Consider the following 13,949-nt stretch of genomic DNA (forward strand, 5'->3'; position numbering starts at 1 on the left):
GGGTTCGTTCAGTACATTAAACACAGTTATATGCCTTGCTTGTCTTGATGCTTGTCAACCTATGTGCATTTTTATGATTATTGTTTCTCCGTAGTTCCCGCAATAAATTTACGATATGTACGCATTACAGTGTCGCCAAGTTTAGAGGATCATAGCCTGTTATGAAGTCGTATAAACATATCCTACTTGCAACCGATTTTTCGGAGCTTAGTGAAATAGCAGCCAGTAAAGCAGTCAGTCTTGCTGGGTATTTCAATGCTAGACTCACTTTACTACATGTGGTGGAGCACTTTTCGGATGAAAGTGCAGTGCCGATGGCAACCTCTGAAAATAAAAATACATCGCAGTTCGTAATGGAAGAAACCCGTGAGCGGCTCAAGCAGTTTAGCAAACGCATCAAACACCAAGGCGCAATATTGCTTGTACGGATGTCAATAGATTCTGCAAAGGACGCAATCATCCAAGTTGCCAACGAAACCAAAGCAGACCTGATCGTTATTGCGACTCATAACAATAAAGGACTCGCTGTATTTCATGACTCCACAACGCAAACTGTGGTCGATAAGGCACGCTGCGATGTGCTGGTTGTCAGGGCAGAGGCGCTTGAAAAAAGACCCCCATAAGTATTTATGGAGTGATTATCAAGCTAAGTCTGAATGAATAACGATGCGTACCAGATCAGCTAGCGAACGTGCGCCCAGTTTATCCATCACCTTAGCTCGATGGGCTTCAACAGTACGCTGACTCAAACCTAGGTCAATAGCGATTACTTTATTAGCTTTTCCGTCTATGACCATCCTCATCACCTCACTTTCTCGTGAGGTAAGTTCAAGGAGATGCTGTTGTATTATTTGGCGTTCCTGTTGAAGTTCATAACCCTTGCTACACTTACCAAGCGTATGGTTGATACGGTCAAGCAAGTCTTGGTCGCGAAACGGTTTCTGGACGAAGTCTTGCGCACCATCACTCATAGCTTTTACAGCCATGGTGATATCCCCGTGGCCGGTAATGAAAATAATCGCCAGTGAAGTATTGCGTTTGTTGAGTTCTTCTTGTAATTCGAGTCCACTCATCATTGGCATGCGAATATCTAAGAGAAGGCAGCCTTGTTGTCCCGGTTCATACCTAGTCAAAAAATCTTGGCAACTGGCGAAGGACTCATTCTTGAGTCCAACTGAGTCCATGAGGTCGGTTAATGAATCCCTTACCGACTCGTCGTCGTCAACAATATATACCATCAAATCTTCATTGCTCATTTATTACCTCCATCGTTGTTTTTTTCATGCACTATTGGCAATGTGATATGAAAGCTCACCCCTTTATTGTCATTGCGGCTAAACCATAATTGACCTTCATGTGCTGTCATAATTGTGCGACAGATAGACAGCCCCATTCCCATACCGGTTTTCTTGGTGGTAAAAAAAGCGTTTAATAACTCTGACTCAGTTTCAAAATCAATACCAACACCTTGATCGATGATAGAAATTTGCACGAAGTCATCATCAAGCTGCGTACTTCTCAATATAATGATTCGTTCATCAGGTGGCAGTAAATGCATTGCATCTTGTGCATTTCGTAATAGGTTGAGAACGACCTGCTGTATCTGTATTTTATCAACAAGCACAGGGGGAAGGTCTGGGCTGAACTTGGTTTCAATAGAATTATCAAACCATGCACCATCAATTTTGATGATTTTAAGTGCTTCTTTAAGTAACTCATTTGGATAAACAGAATCACGCTCACTCTTTTGAACACTTACTAGATCGCGCATCCGTTGAATCACATTACCTGCCCGAAGTGCCTGCTCAGAGATGGCCTTTAGGGCGCTATCAACTTTCTTCATGTCTGGCGTTAATGATGCAAGACGCCTACGAGCAGCGCCACTGCGTGTGACGATTGAGGACAACGGCTGATTTATTTCGTGGGCAATACCCGCAGTCATCTCACCTAGCGTATTGACACGGTTTAGTTGAGCAAGTTGACCCAAGTATTGTCTTGATTGCTGTTCTGCTTTTTTTTGTTCGATTTCAGCCTGTTTTTGCGAACTGATATCAATAATGATCCCTTCTATCTGGGATTCATCAGTTTTGATTTGTCGGCCACGATCCAATACCCATTTCACCTCACCCTTACGAGTTAAGATGCGGTAATTAATCGAGAAGCCTTGCTGGTTAGAGACAGAGTATTGAATTGCATCCCAGACAAGCTGACGGTCCTCTTGAAAAATGAAGGCTGAAAAGTCAAAACCATCATTAGATATTAATTCTTGAGAGCTATAGCCCGTTAACTTTTCTGCACCGGCACTGACATACCTCAAATTCCACTGCTGGCTATTATTGTAACGGTAGATCATTCCTTCGATATTATCGGTAATACCTTCTAAAAATCGCTTACTCTCATCTATCGTGTCGGTTTTATCTCGAATAGCATCAATCATGCTATTGAAATCACTAGAAAGTTGGCCTATTTCATCTTTGCTTGAAACGTTTACTTTGTTTGTATAGTCGCCAGCGGCAATCGCGTGCGTCCCTATTATTAGCTTCTTTAGTTGGCGCGTTATGCTTAAACCGAAGAGGCCAAAAAAAGCAGCTGTAGCCAGTAATGCCGACATGGTAACAATGGTACCTTGTCTACGTAATTTGCTTCTGAAGCGAAGTTCATTATCGACACTAAAGCCATATTCAACGCTGCCGATTATCAGACTTTCAAGCTTTAAAATATGGTGATCATCGTAGATACCATCCTGTTGTGTCTGCGTCAGGCTAGTATCTTTAGCAGGTATTAAGGCAGGGTTTACCAATCCTGCCTGAGCGAAAAGGCTTCCCTTATTGTCATACACTAGGGCATACCTTAAGCTCAATGCTGGCTGTTTAAGTAATCGATTTAATGCCTTGTTACCAAGCTTTGGGTCGCGTGAAAGTAGCGAGGCTCTAACGGCAGAATCTATTACTCCCGCTAACTCTGAGCTGTGATGACGTATTTGCTCTTCGACGATTGAGTCTAATAATTTAAAGGCTCTTGGGACAAGTATCGCAAACACGATGCTGACAATTAAGACCGCTGTCAGCACGGACTTAATCAGTAAGGATTTCTTTATTTTTGAAAAAAAGAACACTTGCAGGCTACCTATTCAGTGTTTTATTTAAAACAACATCCAACGAGGTGAGTTGCTCCTCATCAATCAGGATAAAAGTGCTTCTTTTCATCAAATTTTAGTATCGACTGTATTTTCAGTATGCTCTTTATGAACCCATTCCCCTAGGAATCAATTAAATCTGGCTGGTTTTAAGTAGTTACCGAAGTTTGAATACGTACATCTCCGAATGATAAATCGGTAACTTATAAGCGAAAATATCAACATAATCTGATATGAACTTTAGTTGAGACATTTAATGGACAGGGAGTCTGGTATGGCAAGTAACCTGACGATGGTGGATGGATATCATGGCGTTATTGAGTCCTTGTTCAATAAAGCAGGAATTACTATTAATGGTCTACAAGATCTCGATATCACTGTTCATAATGAGCAATTTTATAAACGTATTTTATCCCAAGCCTCACTAGGACTTGGAGAAAGTTACATGGATGGCTGGTGGGACAGTCGCTCTATCGACCAAATGGTTTCGAACATGTTTCAAGCTGACCTTGACCACGAGGTTAAGCAAAACTCTAAATACTGGTGGCATATTCTCCAAGCGAGGTTGTTTAACCTCCAGTCTTCAGGGCGTGCCTATCAAGTCGCTGATGTGCATTACAATCTAGGTAATGACTTGTTCATGGCCATGCTTGATCAGCGGCTTTGTTATTCCTGTGGATACTGGAAAGGAACCAATGACCTTGATATAGCCCAGGAAAATAAATTAGACTTGCTTTGCCGCAAGTTGAATTTACAGCGAAACGACCATGTACTGGAAATTGGTTGTGGCTGGGGAAGTTTCGCTCAATATGCCGCCGAGAAGTATGGAGCTAGAGTCACTGGTATCACTGTTTCTAAAGAGCAAGTCAAACTCGCTAAAGAGCGCTGCAAAGGTCTAGAGGTCGACATCTTGCTAATGGATTACCGAGAACTGGAAGGCCAGTTCGACAAAGTCGTTTCTATCGGTATGTTTGAACACGTGGGCGCAAAAAACTATAACAAGTTCTTCAAAGTGGTCAAAGCATTACTCAAAGATCAGGGGACTTTTGTACTACATAGCATTGGTGTGGATCAAAAAATTAGTGTGACTGATCCTTGGATTGACCGCTACATTTTCCCCAATGGAAAATTGCCAGCACTTGAGGAGATCGCCACCACATGCGAACCGTATTTTGTAATCGATGATGTGCAAAATATGGGGCCAGATTATGATACAACGCTAATGGCTTGGCATGAGCGATTTGAGAACGCCTGGCCTAAGTTAAGCGAACAGTATGATGAGCGTTTTAGACGCATGTGGCGCTTTTATTTACTGACGTGTGCCGGTGCGTTCCGTAGCGGACAACTGCAGTTGTTTCAGGTCGTTTTTAAACACCGAAATCAACGGCGTGCTCGATATGATGCAGCGCGTTAAGTATTTTGGACTAAGTAGTACTCGCACTCATTTACGTATATCCCCGACTTATAGATAAGCCTGTTTTTAAGGATGATGTAACTCTGGAACAACGTCTTTCAATATCTCCAGAAAAAATCTTAATATTTTACTTAGACACTCAATACAAAGGAATAATCGCCATGAAAAAGATTGCGTTAGTTTTAACTGTACTAGCCGTGACAAGTCTAACTGCTTGTTCTAAATATAAAAATGCCACGTATGAAGATCAAAAAAGACAAAATTTTGCAAATACGATTAACTCTACTTCCCCAACTTTACGTGCCAGCATAATTACGGAAAAAATGGTGGAGGAGTTAAGCTTAACGGAGGTTCAAAAAAACAAAGTAGCTTTTATCAATGAAGACTTTTCTACTCGCTACAATATTTTGGCCGCTTCAAATAACCCTAAGATCAACAAGCGCGATGAGTTCATCAAATTAACAAGAGAAAAAGACGGAGAACTGAAGAAGATTTTAAACAATTCACAGATTACCAAATGGCATACGATTAGTGAGCTGTTTTGGGAAGAGTTTCGTATTATTTAATGTCGCTTATCAGTGATGAATAATATGACGATATGCTTGAGTTTGTGATTACCATGCAAAAAAATCCGCCCCTGTCCTCAGTGTCGTGACAGAGCCTATGTTCATGATGTTGATCGGTGCAGGGGGAAAGTACTGGTGTGATGCTGGAAATTTTGCGATACGTGAAAAAGGATGGTGATAGTCGTTTCAGGTGGTTTTTAAGCACCTGAAACAATCTTTGCTCTAACGGGCAGTATAGCCTCCATCGATTACCAGCTCGCTACCCGTAACAAATTTCGACTCATCCGAGGCGAGATACAACACACCATAAGCGACATCATCGGGATCGCCACCATGCCCCATAGGGTGAAGGCTATCGAGATGTTTCTTGAAAGCTTCAGGACCTATCGGTGACTCATTCGCAAGTGACTCAACGAGCGGTGTCCAGATAAAACCGGGATGTACCGAGTTGACTCTGATGTTGTTCTTGGCATAGGTCAATGCATCATTTTTGCTCATCAATCGCACGGCACCTTTTGAGGCATGATAAGGCGGTAAATCTGCGCCTCCAACCAAGCCATAAATCGATGACAGGTTAACAATGCTTCCTGCAGAAACTTCCATCATTTGAGGGATAACATGCTTGGTACAAAGAAATACCCCCGTGACATTGATGTTCATGAGGTGCTCCCATTCTTCTTTTAATATCTCATGCGTTGGTTTATTTACACCAGCAATTCCCGCATTATTCACAAGAATGTCTATTGCCCCAAACTCGCGTTTAACGTCTGCAAACACGTGTTTGACGTTATCTTCGTCTGCAGTATCGAGATGCCAAAATTTCGCGACGTTGCCAGCCGCAACAATTTCTTCTGCCAGACGATTACCCGCTTCATCATCTACATCTGTGATGGCGACCGTAGCACCTTGCTTTGCCAAAAGCAGCGCTACTGCCTTGCCGATTCCATTTGCTGATCCAGTTATCAATGCTGTTTTGTTTTCTACTCTTTTCATACTGATGTCCTTTGTAATTCAAATTTAGGGAAGCACTTCTTGAGGTATTTGATACATCATGCGCTTAAGGTGACGAGAATATTATTAGAAGTTATCCCTAGCTAACTGCGGCAAGTACTTACGTATAACTCTGACTTACGAAGACACCACGGGGTAAAGGATGATTTATATTTGCTAACAGAGGGAAGAAGCTCGTTCTTCTACTCAAAAAGCTAACGCGGGTGCACGCTATTATCAGTTTGGAATGAATAAACTAATATTCTATATTGTTGATTTTATTTGTTTTAAAATAGAAAGTTGACCTGTGTCAATCCTTAGATGGTTAATAGTTAGTAAAGTAAGTAACTTCAATTACAAAGGAGGTGCTAAATGTATAACACGATTATTGTACCAACTGACTTTTCTAATGAAGATCTAACTATTCAATCGCTTAAAAAGGCAGAAAATTTATCTGAACAGGGCCACATCATCTTGTTGCATATCCTCGAAGACGTTCCTTATGACGTTTTAAAGACACGTTCAACATTGGATGAATGGATTAATAAATCGGGTGTAAAAGCTGAGGTAGAAGTTCGTGATGGCGGCTCTTATCACAATATTATTGAGTCAGCTAAAGCGAATAACGCTGACTTGATTTTGATTAATCCACACAAGCCAGGATTTGGGGACTATTTACTAGGCTCTACAACTTCAAAGGTAGTGCGCCATGCACCCTGTGCGGTATTAGTTGATAGATAATTTTATCTATTTCTATTCATAAAATATTTCCACTCACTCCTGAGTGGAAATATTTATTTGCTAAGTATATTCCGCATTAACTTACGTATATCTCCGACTAAAAGTGAATGATGTTTTAGTGGATCATTTAGCTCTGTCAATTTAGGCCTCAGTCGGTCTTGACCTCATTGGAGAAGATCTATGAATGAAACTTATGACGCGACAAAAGACAACTCAAATTTAGTAAACAAAATACAATCTCGATTTCCAAGTGCTTATACGATTAAAGCAGTGTTAGTCACGATGATAGGAGACTAGTTATGCTGATAGTGATTGCAGTGGGTGGAAATGCTTTACTTCATCGTGGTGAACCTCTAACTGCGAAAAATCAACGTGCAAACGTTCAGCTTGCAGCTCGCGCAATTGCTGAGGTTATTAATGCAGGTCATGAGGTTGTTGTCACCCATGGTAATGGGCCTCAAATTGGCTTGCTAGCCTTACAAGGTGCTGCTTACAACCCCGATGAAATGTATCCATTGGACCTGTTAGGTGCAGAAACTGATGGAATGATTGGTTATTTGATTGAACAAGAACTTGAAAATGCCATGCCTGCAGGGTATCAGGTGGCAACGCTAATCACTCAGATTGAAGTAGATGCGGCAGACCCTGCTTTTAGCACACCTTCAAAACCAGTGGGACCTGTTTATACCAAAGCAGAAGCTGATCAAATGGCATTGACACGAGGTTGGGCAGTTGCTCCCGATGGAGAAAATTATCGACGTGTAGTTGCCTCACCTTTGCCAATATCAATACCTGATATTCCTATCATAAACCTATTACTGAAACAGCAAGTGACAGTTATTTGTGCCGGTGGGGGAGGCATTCCAGTTGTCCGTCTAAATGATGGAAGTTTGATTGGGGTTGAAGCTGTGATTGATAAGGATAGGGCGAGTGCATTACTCGCTAAAAAGCTGGGTGCAGATATGTTGCTTATGTTGACGGATGTAGATGCAGTTTATACTGACTGGGGTGGGCCAGAACAATCAGTTATCAGGCATGGCTGTGCACAAAAGATGAAAAAAATGAACCTAGCAAAGGGATCTATGGGGCCGAAGGTTGAAGCTGCTTGTGACTTTGCTATGTCTGTAGGTAGAAAAGCTGGTATTGGTAAATTGCAAGATGCATTACAAATTATTGAAGAAAAAGCAGGTACCGTTATCTATAATCGTTCGCACTAATTTCTTATTCTAGTACCTACCTCATCATTGAAGGTGTATTGATTACAGTTAAGTCGCTTTCTTATGTAGCATATTAATCATCCCCATTATTTTGTAGTGCTGCACTTTTAGCACATGATGCATTTCTGAATATTGCTCGTGTATTTTTCGTTCTTGTTTCTGGTGCACAGCTTCCTTCTGATCTGCTGCTCTAAAGTCTTCATTACCTGGATCTTTCTCAGCATTCGCCATGGCGACTTCATAGTCATGATCCCTTTCCTTATGGAACTCGATTGCATGAACATGTTCATGCAATACCTTTGACTGTTGCTTAAGTATTTTTTTAATATCTGTCAGTTTATCTATGGCTTGATCATGCTCTGATTTCCATAAGTTAGCTTCAGTTACCCAAAAATCGTACTCAGAATTCCACAGATTGTGTTCCTGATGAGCAGAGAGATGCTCGCTAGTCAGTACTAGTTGTGCTTCTTCACGTTCTCTCTTAAACGCTATTAAATGTGCAGTGTTTGAATCAGATATTTTCAGTAACTTGTCCCAGATTTCGGTACTTACATAGGCCATATTTAGCTTTATTTGTTCTTTGTAAGCCTCACTAACACCCTCTGCGTTCTCTGCAAGTAAGCGTAATTTATCCTTCAAATCTCGTTTAACTTGCTTGATTTCATCTTTGCTTATTACTGATGATTCATTCAGTTTTTTTTCGGCTGCATCAAGGGCCTGCGGTACAGTTTTACCTTCTTTAACCACAAACTCTTCCACAGCATCAATCATCATTTGATAAGTATTGTGTATATCTGTTGTCAGACTTTTTGTTGTCATATTAAAGTTACCTTAAAAAAACATAGTTTAATTATGATAATAATCACCCATTCCAGTGCCATATACCATTCGGTATTGTACTTATGAAAGGTGTGGAATCTACTTAGTTAATGAAGTCAACAATACAAGTAATCTAGAATCATGAATTTATTATCTAATTGTTGATGTGTATCAAGATTTAAATATTTTAAGAATGTTTAAATTAAACATAGTAAGTAAAGACTTATTTGATACAACCAATATCTAAAAAGAGAGGGAATTATGAATATATTGGAGAAAACTATCGTAATCGATGGTGAAAATATTGTTATTCGCCCAATTACTCTTGAAGACCTACAGCGAGAAAAAGACTTTGTTACCAATCTTTCATCAGAAACACGACATTTCAGATTTCTTGGCGGAATTCGCGAGCTAAGTGACGAAATGGCAACGAGATTTTGTGATATTGACTATGAAGATCACATGGCATTTGTTGCAGTTATCAATAACGAAAGTACGGACAATAAACCTCAAGAGGTCGGAGTAAGTCGTTATGAAGCTGATGATAAAGGAGGTTGCGAATGTGCCTTAACCGTTGCAGATGAATGGCAAAACAAAGGACTAGGTCGAGCATTAATGGACACGCTGATTGAGTTTGCCCGATCAAAAAATAAAAAAACAATCTATTCCTACGAGATGCGAGCCAATACTCATATGGAACATTTAGCCAATGATTTACATATGAAAAAAACATACGATGACGAAGATACCACCTTAGTCAGATATGAACTATTATTAATAAATTAATAATAGTTAAATTCAAATAATTTATATTCATTTTTTGATAAAAACTTATTAAAACAAGGGAAGTAATATGGACACTTTTTCAAGCCTAAATACCTTGAATGCCGGTAATTCGAATCATCATTACTACTCACTCGATGCACTCCAGCCACGATACAATATCAAGCGCCTCCCATTTTGCTTGAAGATACTTTTAGAGAACCTGCTTCGACATGAGGATGGGCAAATTGTTACAGACAAACAAATTAAAGCGATTGCTCAATGGCAGCCACAGGTAAAATCTGTTGAGCAGATTGCCTTTACTCCTGCACGCGTAATTTTACAGGACTTCACCGGTGTACCAGCGCTTGTCGACTTGGCCGCTATGCGAGATGCCATTAGTGAGCTTGGAGGCGATGCGAACCTCATTAACCCGCTTGAAAAAGTAGACTTAGTGATTGATCACTCGGTGATGGTAGACAAGTCTGGTACGCCTGATGCTCTGGATTTAAATACTAAACTTGAGTTTCATCGTAACAAGGAGCGGTATCAATTCCTTCGTTGGGGTCAAGAGTCCTTCGATAACTTTCGAGTTGTTCCGCCTGGCACTGGTATTGTTCATCAAGTCAACCTTGAGTATTTAGCGGATGTTGTCAGCACGAAACAGGGGACTCAGCTAGTAGCCTATCCAGACACACTAGTAGGTACAGATTCACACACCACCATGATTAATGGTTTAGGGGTGTTGGGCTGGGGCGTTGGCGGTATAGAGGCTGAGGCGGCTATGCTAGGACAGCCATTGTCAATGCTGGTACCTGAAGTAGTCGGATTTGAATTTAAGGGCAAACTCATCGCAGGTACCACAGCCACAGACTTGGTTTTAATGGTCACTGAACTATTGCGAGACAAGGGTGTGGTCGGTAAATTTGTCGAGTTTTTTGGCGACGGCATCAGTTCATTGTCTTTGGCTGATCGAGCGACCATCAGTAATATGGCACCTGAATACGGCGCAACCTGTGGCTTCTTTCCGGTTGATGATGAGACTTTACATTACCTCAGGCTTTCAGGACGAAGCGAGGATGCTGTCAATTTGGTCGAAGCTTATTGCAAAGCACAATACCTGTGGCGATCCGATGGTGATACGCCGGCTGAGTATAGCGACTTGGTTTCATTTGACCTTCATAAGGTGGTACCGAGCATTGCAGGTCCTAAAAGGCCTCAAGACAGAATATCACTTCTGGATGCTGCCAATAGTTTCCGTAAAATTCTGGATCATGAATCTCTTGATAAAGAAGTATCCCTTGGGTCCGTCATGAATTTTGAGGATGATGGTGGCAATGCAGACACTGACATCAATGAAATAACGAGTCAGTCTTCAGTCAAGATTAATCTGGATGGGTTTAATCACTCCTTAGATCATGGCGATATCGTTATTGCTGCTATTACTTCCTGCACCAATACTTCTAACCCTGCAGTAATGATTGCGGCAGGTCTATTGGCAAAAAAGGCCATAAATCTTGGACTAACCGCTAAACCATGGGTTAAAACCTCATTAGCGCCAGGATCACAGGTTGTACCTCAATACCTAGATGATGCAGGACTGATGGAGCCTTTGCGCATGCTGGGGTTTGACGTAGTGGGTTTTGGTTGCACTACCTGTATCGGAAATTCAGGCCCATTGTCGCCAGTGATAGATCAGGCGATCGAGAAGGGGGATTTGAATGTTGCTGCGGTGTTATCGGGTAATCGCAACTTTGAGGGGCGAATTCATCAAAGTATAAAGTCTAACTATCTTGCATCTCCACCCTTAGTGGTCGCCTACGCATTAGCTGGGTCTATGCTGCATGATCTTTACAAAGACCCGTTAGGAAATGATTTTAGTGGCATGCCTGTTTTTCTTGCTGACATTTGGCCTGAGCAACGCGAAATTAATGCCTACATTGAAAAATACGTGTCGGCTGAAATATTTAAGTCACGGTATGCTGATGTGTTTGCAGGCACCGAAGATTGGAAGAAACTAGAGACTCCCGAGGGTTCACTCTATACATGGTCAGAGTCAACGTATGTCAGGCGTCCCCCTTACTTTGAGGGCATGACATTAAAGATAGAACCACTAAAGCCTATAAATGATGCTCGGTGCTTGGTCATGGTGGGAGATTCAATCACCACTGACCATATCTCTCCGGCAGGCGCGATTGCTGTTGGCAGTCCGGCCGCAGAGTATCTTGCGTCAAAGGGTGTCCAAAAGGAAGATTACAACAGTCTAGGGTCACGTCGTGGTAATCACGAAGTAATGATGCGCGGCACCTTTGCCAACAACAGGCTTCGTAATCTACTAGCACCCGGTACAGAGGGCGGATTCACCCGACATTTCCCTGATGCGACTGACACCACTATTTTTGCAGCGGCTATGCTGTATGCCGAAGAAAAGGTACCGTTAATTGTTATTGCTGGTAAAGAATACGGAACAGGATCGAGTCGTGATTGGGCAGCGAAAGGACCTAAATTATTAGGCGTTCATGCGGTTATCGCGCAAAGCTACGAACGTATTCATCGCTCAAATCTGGTGGGCTTTGGTATTTTACCGTTGCAATTTTGTGACAATGACAGTGCTGAGACACTAGGTTTAAAGGGTGATGAACTGTTCTCTATTGAGTCACCTGAAGGCCATCCTGACACATTAAAAGTAACCGCAAAACACCCAGATCGCCTATTAATTGAGTTTGAAACTAAGGTTAGAATCGACACTTATATTGAGTGGCGATATTACGAACACGGTGGCATTTTGCATTATGTATTACGAGATCTGGCACTTAAACAATCAACCTAAAACGGCGAAGAGGCAGCAGCAATGAATATTGGGAGTGACAAGGTAATTTCACGAATTGAAATAGATAGTTTCGGCCAGATCGAAGTGGGGGCATCCCGTTATTGGGGTGCGCAGACACAACGTAGTTTGCAGAATTTTCCTATTGGAAATGAGCCTATGCCACGCCCAATTATTCAAACATTTGGCCTCGTGAAAGCCGCTGCTGCTAAAACCAATATGGCACTTGGCGTATTGGACTCAACCATTGGTGGGGTTATCGTACAAGCGGCCAACGAAGTATTTGTCGGTGAGCTAGACGATCATTTCCCTTTGGTCGTTTGGCAAACTGGCTCTGGAACTCAAACTAATATGAATGCCAACGAAGTGATTGCTAACCGTGCCATTGAGTTATTGGGGGGCGATTTGGGCTCAAAAAAACCGGTGCATCCGAACGATCATGTCAATCTGGGACAGTCATCAAACGATACTTTCCCAACCGTGATGCATGTGGCATTCACACTGAAGCTTCATCAGGAGTTGCTTCCATCATTAGCTGCATTCGCTGAGACTTTGCAGTTTAAGGCTGAGCAGTGGAGCGCCATTATCAAAATTGGCCGCACACATGCTCAGGATGCAACGCCACTGACTTTGGGGCATGAGTTTTCTGGCTATGCTGAGCAAATAAATGCTTCCATCCGGCGAATAACACAAAGTGCTTCTGAATTACTAATGATTGCTCAAGGCGGCACTGCGGTCGGCACAGGGCTGAATACCAGCGTTGGTTTTGCCGAAATGGTCGCACAGCAAATAGCCGATGACAGTGGTTATCCGTTTGAAAGTGCTACCAATAAGTTTGCCTTGCTGGCTGCGCATGACGGCGTGTTAGCCGTGCATGGGTCTATTCATGTTACTGCGATGGCTTGTTATAAAATCGCCAATGATATTCGCTTACTTGCTTCTGGCCCCCGTGCTGGATTAGGCGAGTTGGCGCTACCACAAAATGAGCCAGGTTCATCTATTATGCCCGGTAAAGTGAACCCAACTCAATGCGAAGCACTGACTCAGGTTTGTGCACATATCCATGGTAATAATGCCGCGATTGCTTTTGCTGCTAGTCAGGGCCAATTTGAGTTGAACGTGTATAAACCGATGATTGCCTACAACGTTTTACAGTCCATTCAACTACTCACTGAGGCCGTAGCATCGTTTAATCAGCGCTGTGTTATTGGCATAGAACCGCGACTTACTAATATCAGCGCGAACCTTCAACAATCACTAATGTTAGTGACTGCTTTAGTGCCAAAAATTGGTTATGACCAAGCTGCGGAACTAGCGAAACAAGCTCATAAAAACGATACAAGCTTGCGTGAAGAGGCTGTTAAGAGTGGTGTGCTTAGCGCAGAAGAGTACGATAAATGGGTAAGGCCAGAATTAATGTTAGGGCCACTTTAGCCTAGAACGTTGTTTTAACCATAAATCATGGTGTCGATAGATG

Annotated in this window: 12 protein-coding genes; 8 read left to right on the plus strand and 4 right to left on the minus strand. The window is 42.1% G+C overall.

Features of this window, described 5'->3' with window-relative positions; all coding sequences use genetic code 11:
* Positions 1 to 161 precede the first annotated feature (161 nt).
* Positions 162 to 623 (plus strand): universal stress protein, encoded by a 462-nt coding sequence (locus DKT75_RS19540; RefSeq protein ID WP_109826120.1) that lies wholly within the window; start codon positions 162 to 164, stop codon positions 621 to 623.
* Between the two features lie 18 nt (positions 624 to 641).
* On the opposite strand, the gene DKT75_RS19545 is transcribed toward DKT75_RS19540, so the two are convergent.
* Both DKT75_RS19545 and DKT75_RS19550 read right to left on the minus strand, forming a co-directional pair.
* Positions 642 to 1,256 carry a response regulator transcription factor gene (locus DKT75_RS19545; protein WP_109826123.1) on the minus strand — a complete coding sequence of 205 codons (615 nt, stop codon included), beginning with the start codon at positions 1,254 to 1,256 and terminating at the stop codon, positions 642 to 644.
* Complete coding sequence (locus DKT75_RS19550) at positions 1,253 to 3,115, minus strand: sensor histidine kinase (protein WP_109826125.1); 1,863 nt, start codon at positions 3,113 to 3,115, stop codon at positions 1,253 to 1,255. Before DKT75_RS19550 ends, DKT75_RS19545 begins: the two co-directional genes overlap by 4 nt.
* 295 nt (positions 3,116 to 3,410) lie before the next feature.
* Between DKT75_RS19550 and cfa the strand changes: the two genes are divergently transcribed.
* Together cfa and DKT75_RS19560 are read left to right on the plus strand one after the other, a co-directional pair.
* The gene (gene cfa, locus DKT75_RS19555) at positions 3,411 to 4,550 is read left to right on the plus strand and encodes a cyclopropane fatty acyl phospholipid synthase (RefSeq protein ID WP_211665499.1); all 1,140 of its coding nucleotides are present in this window, start codon (positions 3,411 to 3,413) and stop codon (positions 4,548 to 4,550) included.
* A 161-nt stretch (positions 4,551 to 4,711) separates the two neighbouring features.
* Positions 4,712 to 5,116 carry a hypothetical protein gene (locus DKT75_RS19560; RefSeq protein ID WP_109826127.1) on the plus strand — a complete coding sequence of 135 codons (405 nt, stop codon included), beginning with the start codon at positions 4,712 to 4,714 and terminating at the stop codon, positions 5,114 to 5,116.
* A 222-nt stretch (positions 5,117 to 5,338) separates the two neighbouring features.
* Here the strand turns inward: DKT75_RS19560 and DKT75_RS19565 are convergent, their stop codons facing one another.
* Positions 5,339 to 6,109, minus strand: coding sequence for an SDR family NAD(P)-dependent oxidoreductase (locus tag DKT75_RS19565; protein WP_109826129.1), 771 nt, complete (start codon positions 6,107 to 6,109; stop codon positions 5,339 to 5,341).
* 369 nt (positions 6,110 to 6,478) lie between these two features.
* On the opposite strand from DKT75_RS19565, the gene DKT75_RS19570 reads away from it, so the two are divergent.
* Both DKT75_RS19570 and arcC read left to right on the plus strand, forming a co-directional pair.
* The gene (locus tag DKT75_RS19570) at positions 6,479 to 6,847 is read left to right on the plus strand and encodes a universal stress protein (RefSeq protein ID WP_109826131.1); all 369 of its coding nucleotides are present in this window, start codon (positions 6,479 to 6,481) and stop codon (positions 6,845 to 6,847) included.
* A 299-nt stretch (positions 6,848 to 7,146) separates the two neighbouring features.
* Complete coding sequence (gene arcC / locus DKT75_RS19575) at positions 7,147 to 8,064, plus strand: carbamate kinase (RefSeq protein WP_109826133.1); 918 nt, start codon at positions 7,147 to 7,149, stop codon at positions 8,062 to 8,064.
* Positions 8,065 to 8,112: 48 nt separating this feature from the next.
* On the opposite strand, the gene DKT75_RS19580 is transcribed toward arcC, so the two are convergent.
* Positions 8,113 to 8,883, minus strand: a complete 771-nt coding sequence (locus DKT75_RS19580) for a zinc ribbon-containing protein (protein WP_109826135.1) — start codon at positions 8,881 to 8,883, stop codon at positions 8,113 to 8,115.
* 261 nt (positions 8,884 to 9,144) lie between these two features.
* On the opposite strand from DKT75_RS19580, the gene DKT75_RS19585 reads away from it, so the two are divergent.
* The 3 genes from DKT75_RS19585 (at position 9,145) to fumC (ending at position 13,906) form a co-directional block, all read left to right on the plus strand.
* Complete coding sequence (locus tag DKT75_RS19585; RefSeq protein WP_109826137.1) at positions 9,145 to 9,669, plus strand: GNAT family N-acetyltransferase; 525 nt, start codon at positions 9,145 to 9,147, stop codon at positions 9,667 to 9,669.
* Between the two features lie 67 nt (positions 9,670 to 9,736).
* Complete coding sequence (gene acnA, locus DKT75_RS19590) at positions 9,737 to 12,475, plus strand: aconitate hydratase AcnA (protein WP_109826139.1); 2,739 nt, start codon at positions 9,737 to 9,739, stop codon at positions 12,473 to 12,475.
* A gap of 45 nt (positions 12,476 to 12,520) precedes the next feature.
* Positions 12,521 to 13,906, plus strand: a complete 1,386-nt coding sequence (gene fumC / locus DKT75_RS19595) for a class II fumarate hydratase (protein WP_211665521.1) — start codon at positions 12,521 to 12,523, stop codon at positions 13,904 to 13,906.
* Positions 13,907 to 13,949 lie beyond the last annotated feature (43 nt).

Source organism: Leucothrix arctica, from assembly GCF_003172895.1.
Taxonomy (GTDB): Bacteria; Pseudomonadota; Gammaproteobacteria; order Thiotrichales; family Thiotrichaceae; genus Leucothrix; species Leucothrix arctica.